17 protein-coding genes are annotated in these 14,743 nt (G+C 46.9%); 6 read left to right on the forward strand and 11 right to left on the reverse strand.

Annotated features, from left to right (window positions below):
• Positions 1-9: 9 nt before the first annotated feature.
• Positions 10-1,092, reverse strand: a complete 1,083-nt coding sequence (locus tag IRJ16_RS13540; RefSeq protein WP_194112152.1) for a DegT/DnrJ/EryC1/StrS family aminotransferase — start codon at positions 1,090-1,092, stop codon at positions 10-12.
• Positions 1,093-1,356: 264 nt separating this feature from the next.
• Between IRJ16_RS13540 and IRJ16_RS13545 the strand changes: the two genes are divergently transcribed.
• On the forward strand, positions 1,357-2,262 hold the full coding sequence (locus tag IRJ16_RS13545) for a hypothetical protein (RefSeq protein WP_194112153.1): 906 nt from the start codon (positions 1,357-1,359) through the stop codon (positions 2,260-2,262).
• Between the two features lie 19 nt (positions 2,263-2,281).
• Here IRJ16_RS13545 and IRJ16_RS13550 read toward each other — a convergent pair whose 3' ends face one another.
• From IRJ16_RS13550 to IRJ16_RS13560, 4 genes are all read right to left on the reverse strand, one after another.
• The gene (locus IRJ16_RS13550) at positions 2,282-2,794 is read right to left on the reverse strand and encodes a hypothetical protein (RefSeq protein ID WP_194112154.1); all 513 of its coding nucleotides are present in this window, start codon (positions 2,792-2,794) and stop codon (positions 2,282-2,284) included.
• A 186-nt stretch (positions 2,795-2,980) separates the two neighbouring features.
• Positions 2,981-3,256 (reverse strand): hypothetical protein, encoded by a 276-nt coding sequence (locus IRJ16_RS22870; RefSeq protein WP_228080120.1) that lies wholly within the window; start codon positions 3,254-3,256, stop codon positions 2,981-2,983.
• A gap of 42 nt (positions 3,257-3,298) precedes the next feature.
• Positions 3,299-4,054, reverse strand: coding sequence for an acyltransferase (locus IRJ16_RS13555; RefSeq protein ID WP_228080122.1), 756 nt, complete (start codon positions 4,052-4,054; stop codon positions 3,299-3,301).
• Between the two features lie 82 nt (positions 4,055-4,136).
• The gene (locus IRJ16_RS13560; protein WP_194112155.1) at positions 4,137-5,378 is read right to left on the reverse strand and encodes an alkaline phosphatase family protein; all 1,242 of its coding nucleotides are present in this window, start codon (positions 5,376-5,378) and stop codon (positions 4,137-4,139) included.
• A gap of 319 nt (positions 5,379-5,697) precedes the next feature.
• Between IRJ16_RS13560 and IRJ16_RS13565 the strand changes: the two genes are divergently transcribed.
• Entirely contained in the window at positions 5,698-6,522 is an 825-nt protein-coding gene (locus IRJ16_RS13565) for an ion transporter (protein WP_194112156.1), read from the forward strand.
• Positions 6,523-6,547: 25 nt separating this feature from the next.
• On the opposite strand, the gene IRJ16_RS13570 is transcribed toward IRJ16_RS13565, so the two are convergent.
• Positions 6,548-7,693: a hypothetical protein gene (locus tag IRJ16_RS13570; protein ID WP_194112157.1), complete on the reverse strand. Its 1,146-nt coding sequence runs from the start codon at positions 7,691-7,693 to the stop codon at positions 6,548-6,550.
• A gap of 114 nt (positions 7,694-7,807) precedes the next feature.
• Positions 7,808-8,806 (reverse strand): DUF2167 domain-containing protein, encoded by a 999-nt coding sequence (locus IRJ16_RS13575; protein ID WP_194112158.1) that lies wholly within the window; start codon positions 8,804-8,806, stop codon positions 7,808-7,810.
• A gap of 197 nt (positions 8,807-9,003) precedes the next feature.
• Here IRJ16_RS13575 and IRJ16_RS13580 point away from each other — a divergent pair, with 197 nt between their 5' ends.
• Entirely contained in the window at positions 9,004-9,609 is a 606-nt protein-coding gene (locus IRJ16_RS13580; protein ID WP_194112159.1) for an HPP family protein, read from the forward strand.
• Positions 9,610-9,759: 150 nt separating this feature from the next.
• Entirely contained in the window at positions 9,760-10,128 is a 369-nt protein-coding gene (locus IRJ16_RS13585; protein ID WP_194112160.1) for a TM2 domain-containing protein, read from the forward strand.
• A gap of 113 nt (positions 10,129-10,241) precedes the next feature.
• Here the strand turns inward: IRJ16_RS13585 and IRJ16_RS13590 are convergent, their stop codons facing one another.
• The 4 genes from IRJ16_RS13590 to IRJ16_RS13605 form a co-directional block, all read right to left on the reverse strand.
• Positions 10,242-10,874 (reverse strand): HAD family hydrolase, encoded by a 633-nt coding sequence (locus tag IRJ16_RS13590; RefSeq protein WP_194112161.1) that lies wholly within the window; start codon positions 10,872-10,874, stop codon positions 10,242-10,244.
• 59 nt (positions 10,875-10,933) lie between these two features.
• Positions 10,934-11,359 carry a DUF983 domain-containing protein gene (locus IRJ16_RS13595; protein ID WP_194112162.1) on the reverse strand — a complete coding sequence of 142 codons (426 nt, stop codon included), beginning with the start codon at positions 11,357-11,359 and terminating at the stop codon, positions 10,934-10,936.
• A complete protein-coding gene (locus IRJ16_RS13600) occupies positions 11,356-12,237 on the reverse strand; it encodes an AraC family transcriptional regulator (RefSeq protein WP_194112163.1) in 882 nt (293 codons plus the stop codon). Before IRJ16_RS13600 ends, IRJ16_RS13595 begins: the two co-directional genes overlap by 4 nt.
• A gap of 85 nt (positions 12,238-12,322) precedes the next feature.
• Entirely contained in the window at positions 12,323-12,754 is a 432-nt protein-coding gene (locus IRJ16_RS13605) for a hypothetical protein (RefSeq protein ID WP_194112164.1), read from the reverse strand.
• Positions 12,755-12,907: 153 nt separating this feature from the next.
• On the opposite strand from IRJ16_RS13605, the gene IRJ16_RS13610 reads away from it, so the two are divergent.
• Positions 12,908-14,347: a sensor histidine kinase gene (locus IRJ16_RS13610; protein WP_194112165.1), complete on the forward strand. Its 1,440-nt coding sequence runs from the start codon at positions 12,908-12,910 to the stop codon at positions 14,345-14,347.
• Positions 14,344-14,742 carry a response regulator gene (locus tag IRJ16_RS13615; RefSeq protein ID WP_194112166.1) on the forward strand — a complete coding sequence of 133 codons (399 nt, stop codon included), beginning with the start codon at positions 14,344-14,346 and terminating at the stop codon, positions 14,740-14,742. The genes IRJ16_RS13610 and IRJ16_RS13615 overlap by 4 nt, the downstream gene beginning before the upstream one ends.
• Position 14,743 lies beyond the last annotated feature (1 nt).

Raw genomic sequence — 14,743 nt, forward strand, 5'->3', positions numbered from 1 at the left:
TATTCAAGATCAATTGTATTGTTGTACACGTAACAGGATGCGGCAGATCATATCTATCTCCTCGTCCTGTAGTTTATGGTAAAGCGGCAGGCAGAGTATGCGGCTGGATACCTCGTCGGATATGGGCGTGTCGCATTTTTTAACATACGGCAGCACGCTTAACGACGGGTAAAAATACCGACGTGGCACTACGTATTGCTCCTGCAATTCGTTAATGCTTTTCAGCAGCAGGGCCTCGCTCTCAAAATAAAGGGGAAAGTAGGCGCAATTAAAATCGGCATCCTTGTTTATGGTCAGCTGAATGCCTTTATGCTGTCGCAATTTTTCTGTATAGCGGGCGTATTGCCCTTTACGGCGGGACATGATCTCGTCGATATGATCGAGATTGACCAGCCCGAACGCGGCATGGAACTCGCTGTTCTTGCCGTTAATGCCTACGCCAAAATAATCAACCCGGCCATCGTGCCCAAAATTTCGCATATAGGCCATGGTCCGCAAAACGTCGGGGTCTTTGGCAAATACAGCGCCACCCTCTACCGTGTGGTAGATCTTGGTGGTATGGAAACTGGTGGTGCTCACGTTGCCGTGATCGAAAACGCTGCGGCCTTTATAGGTAGTGCCAAAACAATGCGCGGCATCATAGATCACCTTTAGGTTATGTTTTTTAGCAATGGCGTCTATCGCGTCAATATCGCAGGGGTTACCGTAAACGTGCGTGGCAATGATGCCTGTTGTCTTGTCGGTTATTGCCGCCTCTATTTTAGTTGGATCAATATTGTAGCTATCCGGCTCGATGTCTACAAAAACGGCTTCGCAGCCCTCCCAAACAATGCTTGATGTGGTAGCCACGTAACTGAAAGGCGTGGTAATGATCTCGCCCGTCAGGCCCAAAGCTTTAATGGCCAGCTGCAGGGCAATGGTACCATTATTAACGTATAGCAGGTGCGATATATTGAGGTAGCTTTTCAGCCGCAACTCCAGATCGTTCACAAGCGGGCCATTGTTGGTAAGCCAGCCACGTTCCCAAATACCGTCTAAATACTTCACATATTCCGACATGTCCGGAATAAAAGGTTTACTAATATTGATCAAGGTGCAGGAGTATAATTGTGTTACAGGTTTTAATTTATGGGATGAAAATTATTAAAAACAACATGTATTTACAAGTCCCGAAATAAAGGTTACCTAATAATCACAATTATGTTACAAAATAAACCGAACAAATTCCGCTTTCCTACGTAAGGGACCCCGGCATTAAGCTACAATTTCGCCAATAGCCAATATTTAACGATATTTATCACCTTTATCTCCGTTGCCTAATGGCGCTTTCGCTGCAAACGGGATGATACGCCTTACATGACAAAAAACTTGATACTGGGTACGGGTACCAATTACAAATACGAGGATCTGCAAAACTTTGTAGTGTCGTTAAAGCGTATCCATTTTGATGGGGAAGTGGTCATTCTGGTCAGTTCGGGCATTGATGAGTACACCAAAACCAAGCTACAGGCAGATGGCGTACACCTGATCTACGCGGGAGATAACTACCTGAAATTTTCTAAGCGATATGCCAACTCGCGTTTGTGGAAGGTCCACTATCCTATCCATAAACTTATTTTTAGTTTACTGAACAAGCGCAAGGACAACCTACGATCGCTGAACAATTACGTAAAACGTTTCCACCTGATATCCGGTTCCCGTTATTGTTTTTATCACGACTTTTTAGCCGCCAACATAGCCCGGTTCGATAACGTTTTGTTGACCGATGTTCGGGACGTGGTATTCCAGTCCGACCCATTTAAAGACCTGCATGTTGACCAAGCACTTAAATTTTATTGCGAGGACAAAAGCATCGGGGATAGTTTTTACACCGCCTATTGGATAAAGCATGCCTTTGGGGCTAAAGCCCTTGCTCAAATTAAGGATCATACCAGTATCTGTTCGGGTACAACCATGGGATCGGCAGGCAACATCCTCTTCTATTTAGAGCAGATGATCCGTACCCAGGCCCGCATCACAGCCGGCCTGACCGGCCTCGGTGGCTTTGACCAGGGTGTACACAATTACCTCATCTACAATAATTATTTCCCTAACTCCACTGTGCTGACCAATATCGAGGGCGAAGTAGCCACCCTGTCCGACCCCAGGAGCGTCAGCTTAAATACCGAACAGGAACTGACCGACAGCATAGGCCGCGTTATCCCTGTCATCCATCAGTACGACCGCATGCCCGAACTTAAATTTAAGGCGATAGCTCGCTGAGAGTATCATTCTCGACCGGTTATCTCCTTACCCCGCACAATACCCGTTTTATCTCTGCCTCGGTCTTCACTTTCAGCAATTTATATTGCTTGGATGCCGGCCCGAATTGACATTTACGGCATTTGGCAACCGACCTGTTTTTCAGGTATCTGATCACTTTGCTGTTGTAGATGTAAGATCGGTATTCGTTCTTTTTGATGCAGCCTTCGCAAGCGGGGCCACCTTCTACAAACTCGTAAACAAAAATGAGTTTACCGTTCTGATAATAATGATCCTCGCAGGCGTACACATCGCCGATGGTGCCATAGTCGAGAGATATTTTTACGATCTGCCCTTTGTCGTAGTAATAGTCAACCTTCATTTTTTCGTCGCACATAAACTCGTAGTGCTTGCGTTGCAGCTGGATGGTATTGACACGGGTGACATGTTTGCTGATGTTGGCTATCTGCTGAGCAGTGGTTTGCGCGGACAGTTGGCCGAATGAAAGAAATATAATGGCGATGGTGATGCTCAAATGCTTTATCATAACCATAAGCAAGCAATAAGCAAGCCACCGTGGTAAATAACCACCGATCGATATGAGGAACCCCTTAAACCTAAACCCGATAGAACGAAAAGCTTTTGCGAAGCGTAGGCCTGTGCGGGAGGGGCACAACTTGCAGGGATAGCGGGGCTACCGTCCGCCAAAAATCACAAACCGTTCGTTTTCAAAAATTGATCAACCGATCAGCCACTTACCCTTAGGCAGGTACGACAGCATTTTAACCAGCAATGTCGTGCCGATGAAAAAGGCCACGGCTATGACGGGGATCTTGACAGCGGCGGTGCTAAATTCGGTGTCTATCAGTTCGTAAACGGTATTCAGTACGATGATGTGGGCCAGGTAAATGCCGTAGCTTTTGGCGGCAATGTCGGTCATGATGCGCATCCACCAGCTGTCGGGATCGCCTAATTTGATATTCTTTATGATGAGCAGCACCCCGGCGGTCATCATGGCTACGTTGACGGTATCAAAACCCCAGGATAGCTCCAGCGTTCAAACTTTTTCTGATATAGGCAAACGCCATTGGAAAGTTAAAGCGGTAATGAGGTAACCAACAATGATGAGTGCGGCGCCCAAATAATAGTTCCATTTGCGGGCCGGCATGTGGAACCTTTTGATGTAAGCAGCCAAGATCACATACCCTAACAAGCCCGAAAAGTAATATAACAAGGGTGTCCGGTTCCACCAAACCTCGCCCCAAACTGCGGGGAATAACAAGTGGATGTAAGGCAAACTACAGGCAACGGCCCAAATGACCAGGTAAAACTCCATGCCCTTGCGAGTGGCCGTTTGTACCCACGGCGATATAATGGGCGCGAAAAGGTACAGGCCGATCAGCATATACACATACCACAGGTGCCCCACTTCTGATCCGTAATTTATGGGAATATGGGTTAGGTTGATCAGGGTCTCCTCAATGGTGGCATTCTCGCGCACGTAATGCCCGGCGGCGTAAATGCTGCACCAAAGCACAAAGGGCACCAATACCCTGCCCAGCCTTTTCTTAAAAAATTTAGCACTATCGCCCACGGGGAACATGAAAAAACCTGTCATGGCAACAAAAAGCGGCACACAGATACGGAAGAGTGAATTATACCAACCCACTATCGAGGCATCGGCTGTGTGCAGCACATCGCCATCTTTATGGATATAGTAAAATTCGCCGGCGTGTACCTGAATTACCATGTAGCACGCCAGTACGCGTAACAGATCCATGCCATAGTTGCGGGTGGGGGTGTTAATGGCCATATCAGTGTTAAAGCGGCAAAATAGCCTGTTTGTTATAACTTTGGGGTAAGGTTATACCCTCTTTTATACGGCGTTTACAACCTTATTGTTTAGGCGCTGCTTCAATTATCCATTTATTCAGCGTGTTATACTGCCCCTCTAATACCACTTTGTAAAATGCCGATGGATACTTTATTACGTCTATTAAAACGTGGCCCTGCTGCACGGGGACTTCGGCCATCAACTGATATTCGTCTTTACCCCCGGTCTTTACGTTGTTGGTGGTGGCCAGCCATACTTTTACGTTCTCTTCGCCTGCCAAGGGAATCCAGCTCACATCTATCTTATCCTGAAAGTGATTTACCACCAAGTTAGCTACAGATATTGGTCCGGTGAGTGGTGTGCCATCTACCTCGCGCAGCACATCTATCGGGATATTCACCTTCATGAAGCGGGCTATGGTAGGCATAATATCTACAATGGCCGGTTGATAGTGCCCCGCATAACTGTTCAGGTTGTGTTTATTGGTCACCATCCAGGTGGTACGTTGACGCTGGCTTTGCCCGCCGTGGCCTTTACCAGTTCGCTCATCGCGACCGTGATCGGTAGTGATCACCATCAGCCAATCTTCTTTAAAACGTGTTTTGCGGTAGGTGATGGCATCGTACAGTTTACCCATCTGCTCGTCCAGCATTTTTACAGCGGCTTCCATTTGGCGGCTATCGCCATACATGTGGCCCATATCGTCGGTATATTCCAGGTACACCCATGATAGGTCGGGCGCATCCTTACGGATGGTGGCGGTAGCGTCGGCTATTACCTGCTCATCTATGCGATGCATGTAACTTTTCTCTTTATCGTGCTTAAAGCGGATGGTATCCAACTCGTAACCGTCAAAATGGAAGTCGGTCTTAAAACCACCCACTTGCGGCAAACCATCGGCCAGCAGCTTGGTGCGGTTATCTAACCAACTCGAAAATATGGCGGTCTTTTTATCCGGGTATTGTTTCTTAAGCAGACTGAAAATATGCGGATAGTTATAGTTCGGTTCTTTAATATCGTTATCGGGCACGTTGTGCTTGTTGTACCAAACACCCGTCAGCAAACTATTATACCCCACAGCAGATATGGTCGGCGTTTGATCGTAACCACCCTTGGTACCGCCCACATGCATGCGGGTGTAAGCCCCCGCGCTGATGATCCGCTTGAAGTTCGGCAGATCCAAGCGTTCCAACACATCGGCCGGGATACCGTCGGCGATCACATAAACAGTTTTGGGTTTGCCTTGGGCGAATACGCTGGTACAAATAGCTATAAAAAGCAGCACAAGGATAAGTTTACGCATAAATAGATGAAAGTTTTAAAGGTGCCACCAAGATAAGGCTTTGTGCGTGGACTATTAAAAAGAATTAGAAAACGAGCGGCAGTAGTGCTTCGCAAGCAGCAGCCCCGCTATCACTGCAAGTTTTGCCCACACGCACAAAGCAGATGCTTCGCAAAAGCTTGTCGTTCTATCGGGTTCAGGTTGAAGGGACGGTTAACGATAACTCCGGTCGCTTGCGCGAGCGACAGGCAACCCTTAAGATCTCTGATCGCTAAACATAAGGGCAAAACAACTGTATTACTTATAGGAGTATCTTTTCAACTTACGTTGTACACAAATAATGGCTGAGCAGGACAAAAAGGACTGGCAATTTCATCTTCACGAGATCATTTACGAATCGAACACCAAAGCCGGCAAAGCCTTTGATGTTGGGTTGCTCATCGCCATTTTTACCAGCGTTATTGTGGTAATGCTGGACAGTGTTCAAAGTCTACATGGCCAATACGGTGTACTGTTTAACCGGCTGGAATGGATCTACACCATCGTGTTCACTGCCGAATATATACTCCGCCTCGTCAGCATTAAAAAACCATGGCGTTACGTCTTCAGCATATTAGGTTTGATAGACCTTATTGCGCTTATTCCATCTTACCTAAGCATCTTTTTTGCCGGCGCCCAGGCGTTGTTGGTATTTAGGGCCTTACGTTTATTGCGCGTGTTCCGCATATTTAAGTTAGGTGAGTTTTTGAGCGAGATCAACTTTATGACCACCGCATTAAAAGGTAGCGTCAGAAAGATCAGTATATTTCTATTGACCGTGCTTACGCTTACAGTTATCCTGGGCTCGATCATGTATCTGGTCGAAAAGCGAGAGAACGGATTCTCCAACATCCCCGAAAGCATTTACTGGGCCATAGTGACCATTACTACAGTAGGTTATGGCGATATTTCGCCCATAACGCCCATGGGTAAATTCGTAGCTTCTGTAGTGATGCTGATCGGTTACGCCATCATCGCCGTACCTACCGGGATAATAACACATGATATTGCGGTTGCCGCCCGACAAAAAAAGGAATTGCCTGAATCCTGCCCCAATTGCGGCCGCGAAGGGCACGATAGCGACGCGCTTTTCTGCAAACATTGTGGTGCATCGCTATTGCTTTGATCGCTCATGGCGTAATTTATGCCGATCATCGATACATCATAAAAGCCTCTTCCTCGCTCCCCACCCATTGATACAAATGCAAAACAGTTTGCTGCTGCCCGTCCTTATCTTTCGAGTTGTGCGAGATGTAGAATTTACCGTCGCCCATAGGGCACAGCCTTGTAGACCCCCATTCAAAACGCCAGCCACGGATCCCCGTTGCAGGGTCTTTTAGCCCGGCGGCTGATAGTGCTAACATCTTCACCTGTTCGCCGTCCGGTATCAATGTACGTTTGACAGGCTTTTGCCGACCATCTATCATAAACAGATCGTAATTGGGGTAGCGCGACTTTTTACCCTTATAAACCGCTGCGAAGAAATTACCTGTCGATGCATCATAGGCCAAATTTTGGATGCCATAGTTGGTAGCTCCTGTGCGGATAAAATACTTATCCAATGGCTTTGCAGGCCCGGCGGTATGCAGATCATCCTGACTCAGTGGGCGGGCGTATCTGCCCCAATCTTTAACATCGTAACGTAAGATCACCTGGTGATCGTTATCGGTCCGGGTAGTGTCCCCATAAATGCCGTAAGCCACATATAAATATTGTTTACTGTCTTTAATTGCACCGAAGGCCGGACCAAAGGTCAGCCCATCAATTCCCGAACAGGCATATCGGTGCGCCAGCTTTTTACCGTCGACGATAACGCTATCCTTATGATCCTTCACCGCTTCCCGAATGCAGACTGTTTGCAACAGGTCCTCCTTTTGGGCATCCATATTGGGCCGAACGATGCGTGCGGCATCAAATATCGCCACGTAAAAACCTACCTGATCTTTCTTTTCGGCTACGCCCAGTTTATTACTGATGTTTTTGCCGATGGCATCGTTCTTATATTCCAGGGATCCGTAGATCTTGTTCTCGTCCACCTTCAGATCAATATCGCCCAAGTGGCCGGTGAGGCCGGTAACACTGCCGATCAGGTTGCCTTGGCGGTCGGTCTTGACCAGTTTATCCGTGAACGAGAAGTAAACAAAACCATTCACCTTATCTATCGCCACACCTTGCACATGGAATTGCCCCTGCTTGCCGCTTGGGATGTTTAACGGAAAGTTGAAAGGTTGTGCGTACACACCAAAACTGAGTAAGATGCCAAGCAATACAAGGCCAAGCTGTTTTTTGCTAAGCATAGCAGTCGATAATATCTTCTATCAAACGGTAACGGAATTACTTTGACCAGCGGGTCAAAAAATGCTTGCAAGGCCTCAATTAGGGAGACCTTGCAAGCATTAAAAATAAAGCGCTTAACGTGTTTCTTGTTCTGTTTCAGCAATAGTTGTTTCGGCCGATGTATTTTCTGCCACGATCGGTTCAGTAGAAACATCTTCGGCCGCGCCGTTACCATCAGTTCCGTCCTCTGCCACGGCCTCCTCTTTATCTTTTTTGCCGGTAAAGAACTTTTTAATAAAGCTAAAAGCCGCGATCACACCGATCATGATGAATTTCCAAAACTTCACCAGTAACGCAAAGAAGCCCACCTTGGCCAGTATTTTACCGGCCACCAAACCCCCGATCGTCCAGGCCGCTACATTATCAATATCGGGGTTAAAATCGTTGTAATTATAGCCATCGGTAAAGTTAACGATGTTCAATACGTGAGGTATATCGGCTTTAACGATGCTGAGGTCGCGCGTGGTGGATATGGCGTTGAGCACCAGCACACCTTTACGGCCAAGCACACGCACATTATAGTTGAGTGTGTTGATGCTATCGGTGCCAAATTTTATCTCTTTTGCCCAATGCAGGATATGCCGCTGGCCATCATAAAATGGTTTAGATGCCCAGCCAACCAGCGTCATTGGCGGGTAGCCCGCCTTTTCGCGTTCGGCATTAGCCTCGTTAGTCTCTTTTTGCATATTGGTGAGCAGCTCCTCATAATCAACATCCTTGGCATCATCGTCTTTTACGTAACCAATGGGGTCGTATTGGATGTTAAATACGTAGCCGCGTTCGGCCAGTACACTCTGCTTCTCGGGCAGGATAAAGCCCAGCGTCATGTTGGGTTCTTTAGGGTTATTCCAGATATGGGTAAGTACTTTTAAGGCCTGTACCGAATCCAGGTACTTAAACCCGGCCGGGACAGTGATGGTACCTATGCCATTGCCGATCTTGACGGTGCCATGCTGGTACTTGAACATTTTATCGAGCGAATCGATATTAAAAGCTACCGAAGAGGTGTCTTGCGCAGAAAGGCGCGCTAAAAAAATGATTGTAAAAAGGACAAGGGTAAAAATTTTCTTCATTGCGATGATATGGTTTTTGTCCTATAAATATATAAAAGGATCCGGATCGTTCGCCATCTTTTATCAGATCTTTTTCGAACGATAGCATTACGAGCGGACTGTGACTACCAATAGACCATAGTCATTGTACGCGCCCATATCATGTACAAAGACTACCCTTAAGGTCGGCTTTTTTATTTATTTTTGCCGGCACTACTATGATCAAACACATCCATCGGCAGGTACGCAAGGCGCGATACATTGTCTACAAAGAAACTCTTGTAAATTACCGCGAGCATTTTTGGACATTCATTGGCTCATTTGTCGGTATTGGGTTGATCGGGCTGATCAGCAGCGAGTATTTTACAGCTTACGATAATTTGTTCATGGTAGGCTCGTTCGGGGCATCGTCGGTGCTGATCTATGGGGTGATCAATAGTCCGCTGGCGCAGCCAAGGAACCTGATCGGCGGGCATGTGCTGTCGGCCATTGTGGGGGTGACCATGTTTAAACTCTTCGGAACCGAGATCTGGTTGTCGTCGGCACTGGCGGTATCTGCATCCATCGTGGTGATGCAAATGACCAAGACCCTGCACCCGCCCGGCGGTGCGACCGCGCTGATAGCCAACGTAGGTTCGGCTAAGGTGCATGCGCTGGGGTATTTTTATGTGATCAGTCCGGTTTTGAGCGGTGCGGTGATCCTACTGATCGTCGCTCTGATCTTTAATAACATGACCAAACACCGCCATTATCCCAACAACAAGCACTGGTATAAAATATGGCGAAGATATAAGCGAACAGCAAGGCATCAAGCCGGGCAATAGCGGAGGGATCTGTTCCATCACGATGATCCACCGATAAAATAGTGCCGTTGACCGACTTCTTACCACGGTTCGGCTTTGTCGTCTTTGCCAAACATCCTTAGCGCGCTACCTTTGGGTACATTTTAAAAAGATCACCAAAAACTAACAGCCATGGACGCTAAAGACGCTTATATGAATTTCCCGGGAATGACATCGCAAGAACTGACCATGCTGCAACGCGCAACGGCCGGACTTACCGCTGAACAGGAAGCCTATTTCCTGAACATCTACGCCACCAAGCGCAAAAACCCCGAGGATATTAAGATGTATTGTATAGCCAGTATCCTTGTGCCCGGCTTGCACCGTTTGATGTTAGGACAGACCACCTGGGCAATTATGTATTTCTTTACCGGCGGTTTCTTTTTTGTGATGACCGTGATGGACCTGATCAATTACGAACAATTGACCATAGACCATAACGAGGACGTAGCTTACGAAGCTTTCGCCATCACGCAAAACTCTTTTAGCGCGGCGGTTTAATGTTATTCCGCCCCCGTTGTCTGTGTCCCAACAGGCAACTATAACACCGTGTCAATGGTCGTTTGTGAGGACACCAACGACGGGAGCAAAATTAATTTAGCGCGGCGGCTTGGCTACAACAACCCATTACGCTCAAAAAATTTTTGCAGTGTATCCGGCGCGGTCATCAAAAAGGTCTGTATCCCCAAAGCCTCTGCCCCTACCAAATGTTGCGGACTATCGTCTATAAATAAGGTTTCGGCAGCTACCAGTCCGTTCTCATCCAGCAATTGCTGAAAAAAGGCAGTATCAGGCTTGCGCTTGCCTACCAGGTGCGAGTAATAGGTCCGTTCGAACAAATGATCGTTACCCTCGAATTGGAAATCGCGACGCAGGTAATTCATGATGTGCGAGTAATGGATATCATTGATATTACTCATTAAGAATGTGCGGTATTTATCTTTCACCTTCAATAACAGATCGTGGTTGCCTTCGGCGATGCCAAGGAGCATACTGTTCCAGGCGGCATCGATCTGTTCGTCGGTAATAGCGGGGTTAGCGGCTATCTCGCGGATGCGATCGCGGAATTGGGCGGCGGTTATTTCGCCTTTGTCAAACGCGTCGAAAATAGCGTCCTGCTGACGGTGGCCGAAGAATTGGTCGGCGTTGCCGATCCCCAAGTCTGTGAAGGCCTGCTGGGCCAGTTTAAAATCGATGCTAAAGATAACGTTACCGTAGTCGAATATGATGTTTTTGATGTTTTGCATAACCAATATGATGTTGGCGCAAATATAACATATCCGGCTACGGCTATGGTCGGTCAAGCTTATTTATTGCCGGCCATTCTTTTGATATCGAAATGTAGTCCCGGCGTTAACCAATACAACAAGATCACCCTCGAATACCTAAAACTAATGGGCGATGCAGCAAAGGCCGGGATCAGCAAAGTGGCCAGATATAACCAAGGGTTCTCGCTATGGGTCAATATATAGGTACCTACACCCATCGTAACCAATAGGGCAACATTCATGGCATAGCTAACGAACATGGCCACGTAAAAGTAACCCGGCTCCACTTCAAAACGGTAGTTGCAGTGCGGGCATTCCTTATGCATCTGCTGGCCCGAGAAGCTATACATGCCGTTAGCGAACATATTCCCCGTGCGGCATTTAGGGCACTTAGCGTGCAGAGCCGACTTAAATTCGCCGGGAACTAAACTCAGCTGTTTATTGTTGTTGGATACGGTATTCATATCGTTGCGTTTTTTATTTTATTCCTAAATTCTTCGGGCGATAGGCCGGCCTGCTTTTTAAAGAACTTGCTGAAGTAAGAATTATCTGCAAAGTTCAGCCTTTGGGCTATCTCGGTTATCGTCAGATCGAAGTTGATAAGCAGGCGTTTAGCTTCCAATGCTACCCGTTCGCGGATCACCTCTCCCGCCGGTTTTTGCAGCAAATTATTGCTAAGAGCGTTCAGGTGGTTGGGCGTGATGAACAACAGTTCGGCATATTGCTTAGGCAACTTCAGGATATGATAATTGGCTTCTACCAGCTTTTGAAAGTTCTTTAATAAGGTATAATTGTAACCCGTAACCGAAGGTGTTTGCCTTGGACCAACGATCCTGCCTACCTTAATAAATAACTGCAGCAACAGCGTACGGACCATATCAGTAGTTTGTTGTTGGGGTTGGGCAGCCTCTTGCAGGATATTTTCGAACAGATCAATAATCGATGCACGAAATGCCTCCGGGATGTTGATCACGGATCTATCGGGGATACCGTTGAAGAAGGAATACTGCTCCAGATGATCGTGTTTCAACAAAAAGCTTTCTAAAAACGGTACAGAGAAATTGATCACATAACCATCTACATGCTCCTCAAAGCTCCAGCTATGCGCCTGCCCGGGTATCATAAAATAGATCTGATATGGCAAAACCGGATATTGCTCGAAATCGATAGCGTGCGTACCACCACCTTCGGTAAATAATACCAGGTGGTAAAAATTATGCTTGTGTGGTAATTTTAAATTTTGATGCACCTGCAAATAAGGCGCAAAGCGGCTGACCAGAATGTCCTCGTCCTGAGCATCGGACAGGGAACATATATCATATACAGGGAACCGCTTATTCATTGTACTACAAAGGTACGCCAAGTGTTTTTACACACCATGGCATCAATTGTAGTATTTGTGGCACTTTTTACCGATATGGTATTTATTACTTAACCGATGCTTCCTTTACCTCGCTTTGCTCGTCTGCAAAAACCATATCAGGCCTGTCCTTGTGGCGGACACTGTAAATTAGGTAATAGTATATCAGGCAACTTAATCCCAAAAGGAAAGGGACCAATGTAAGTTGTTTATAAGTTACTTTGCCAATGGCCTTTACCTCGTCCAGTTCTAAAAACTCCATGCACATCCAGTAAGAGTTGGCGCTTATCCAAAAAGCCATGGCCAGGTTGTGGTACAATTCGGCCGCCATTTCGCGCGTACGCCAGGCGATCACCAGTGCAATGATCAGCGTAGGGAAGATCATGACTATGCCCAGCGGTTTACAGATCAAACACCAACCGATATCCTTTAGCAACCAAAAAACGATGTGGAGGTTCTCCATTTTACGGTACTTGAGTGGGATGCGGTATTCGGACATGGTGCTACAATTAAGGCTACTAAATTAATGGAATTTGCCAATAATACGGTAAGATATCCAACATCCGCCCTGCCCCTTCTGCCGTATATGTGGTTTGCAAGATCATTACGTAAATGCTATCTTGTCACACAATAATTACGCGATCAAACCCTAATGCAAACTGAACTGAGGCTTTATAAAAATATAGCACCGTTGGCCGGCCTTGGTATTTGGGAGCACGACCTTGTAAAAGACGTGATATATTGGAACGATGTAGTACGCGTGATATTAGAATTAGGTGAGGTGGCTTACCCTTCTGTCGATGAAGCTTTGTCATATTACAAAGATCCCGTAAAAGCGAGGCATTTGATAGACAGGGCCGTATTATCCGGGTCGCCTGAATCTGCTGATCTTGAACTTATCGGGGCTAAGGGTACGCATAAATGTGTCAATATCCGCATTCAGGCTGAGTACTCAAAAGGTAAATGCGTGCGGATCTATGGCACTATACAGGACATTACAGCGCATAAAAAATTATTAAAAGCACTTGAAGAGCGTGAGCAACGCTTTGCCAACGCTTTCGACCACGCCCCTATAGGGATGGCGCTGGTATCATTAACGGGCGGATGGATCAAAGTGAACACGAGTTTATGCGAACTATTCGGTTACGCCGAAGAGGACTTTTTGCAACACACATTTCAGGATTTTACTTTCCCGGCCGATCTGGATGCCGACCTTAAACAGTTGCAGCAACTAATAGCCGGCAAGATCAGTACATACAGCATGGAGAAACGCTACTACCATGCCGATGGCCGTTTGATCTGGGCGCTGCTCAATGTATCGTTAGTACGCAACGATCTGGGCGAACCGCTATATTTTGTATCGCAGATAAAGGATGTTACTGAGCGCAAGCGTAATATGGAGATCATCCGCGATCAAAATGGCCGCTTGCTTAACTTCGCGCATATCGTATCGCATAACCTCCGCTCCCACTCGGGCAATATCCGCATGCTCACCAGCATGATCCAGCAAGAGGAAGACGAGGCGGAAAAAGACCAGATGTTGCGCCTGTTGGATGACAATGCCGCTAATCTTTTAGAGACATTAGAACACCTGAACGAGATCGTACGCATACATGCCGGCGAAGAAAAAGAACGCCCCGAACTACCACTGACCCGCGAGTTGGACCGTGTGCTTACCATACTATCGCCAAGCATTATGGCCAGTCAGGCTAATATTATTAAGGACGTTCCGGATGATGTTAAGGTGGCTTTTGACCCGGCTTATCTGGAGAGCGTATTGGTCAACCTCATCAGCAACGCTTTAAAATACCGTCATCCCGATCGCCGGCCCGAGCTGATCATCCGCACTATATTTTGCGATGGTGTTCCGCTGCTATCTGTAGCCGACAACGGCTTGGGTATAGATCTTAAACTGCATGGCCATAAGCTATTTGGCATGTATAAAACCTTCCACCGACACCCGGATGCACGCGGCATGGGCTTGTTCCTGGTCAAGAACCAGGTAGAGGCTATGGGCGGCCAGATCTGGGCAGAAAGCCAGCCCGGTGTTGGCACAACCTTCTTTGTACAATTCAACCCTGTCTACGTATGAAAAAATTCGACATCGCCTGTCTTATAGACGACGATAAGATGTTCACCTTCCTCATGTCCAAGCAAATGCGGCTGATCGATTTTTGCGACAGCATACTGGTATTTAATGATGGTGACGAAGCACTGCGCTACCTTAAACCGATCATGCATTCGCCCGAGACCTTGCCTTCCGTAATCCTGCTGGATATCAATATGCCGGTGCTGGATGGCTGGCAGTTCTTAGATGAATTTGTTAAATTCGATATCCCTAAAAAGATCACTGTTTACATCGTCAGTTCTTCTATAGACCATGCCGACCGCATAAAAGCGGCAAGCTATCGCGAGGTATCTAACTTTTATGTAAAGCCCATCACCAACGCCAATTTAGTCGAGATGCTGAACGAGATAGAGGTTTAAA

The sequence above is a fragment of the Mucilaginibacter myungsuensis genome (assembly GCF_015222005.1).
Lineage (GTDB): Bacteria > Bacteroidota > Bacteroidia > Sphingobacteriales > Sphingobacteriaceae > Mucilaginibacter > Mucilaginibacter myungsuensis.

Bases quoted from the DNA above. Each gene is read 5' to 3' on its own strand.
- IRJ16_RS13560 (WP_194112155.1), bottom strand. From the start codon at position 5,378: ATGCGTAAACTTATCCTTGTGCTGCTTTTTATAGCTATTTGTACCAGC.
- IRJ16_RS13615 (WP_194112166.1), top strand. From the start codon at position 14,344: ATGAAAAAATTCGACATCGCCTGTCTTATAGACGACGATAAGATGTTC.
- IRJ16_RS13555 (WP_228080122.1), bottom strand. From the start codon at position 4,054: ATGGCCATTAACACCCCCACCCGCAACTATGGCATGGATCTGTTACGC.
- IRJ16_RS13585 (WP_194112160.1), top strand. From the start codon at position 9,760: ATGGACGCTAAAGACGCTTATATGAATTTCCCGGGAATGACATCGCAA.
- IRJ16_RS13580 (WP_194112159.1), top strand. From the start codon at position 9,004: ATGATCAAACACATCCATCGGCAGGTACGCAAGGCGCGATACATTGTC.
- IRJ16_RS13595 (WP_194112162.1), bottom strand. From the start codon at position 11,359: ATGAATACCGTATCCAACAACAATAAACAGCTGAGTTTAGTTCCCGGC.
- IRJ16_RS13605 (WP_194112164.1), bottom strand. From the start codon at position 12,754: ATGTCCGAATACCGCATCCCACTCAAGTACCGTAAAATGGAGAACCTC.
- IRJ16_RS13610 (WP_194112165.1), top strand. From the start codon at position 12,908: ATGCAAACTGAACTGAGGCTTTATAAAAATATAGCACCGTTGGCCGGC.
- IRJ16_RS13570 (WP_194112157.1), bottom strand. From the start codon at position 7,693: ATGCTTAGCAAAAAACAGCTTGGCCTTGTATTGCTTGGCATCTTACTC.
- IRJ16_RS13590 (WP_194112161.1), bottom strand. From the start codon at position 10,874: ATGCAAAACATCAAAAACATCATATTCGACTACGGTAACGTTATCTTT.
- IRJ16_RS13565 (WP_194112156.1), top strand. From the start codon at position 5,698: ATGGCTGAGCAGGACAAAAAGGACTGGCAATTTCATCTTCACGAGATC.
- IRJ16_RS13550 (WP_194112154.1), bottom strand. From the start codon at position 2,794: ATGGTTATGATAAAGCATTTGAGCATCACCATCGCCATTATATTTCTT.
- IRJ16_RS13575 (WP_194112158.1), bottom strand. From the start codon at position 8,806: ATGAAGAAAATTTTTACCCTTGTCCTTTTTACAATCATTTTTTTAGCG.
- IRJ16_RS13545 (WP_194112153.1), top strand. From the start codon at position 1,357: ATGACAAAAAACTTGATACTGGGTACGGGTACCAATTACAAATACGAG.
- IRJ16_RS22870 (WP_228080120.1), bottom strand. From the start codon at position 3,256: ATGATGACCGCCGGGGTGCTGCTCATCATAAAGAATATCAAATTAGGC.
- IRJ16_RS13600 (WP_194112163.1), bottom strand. From the start codon at position 12,237: ATGAATAAGCGGTTCCCTGTATATGATATATGTTCCCTGTCCGATGCT.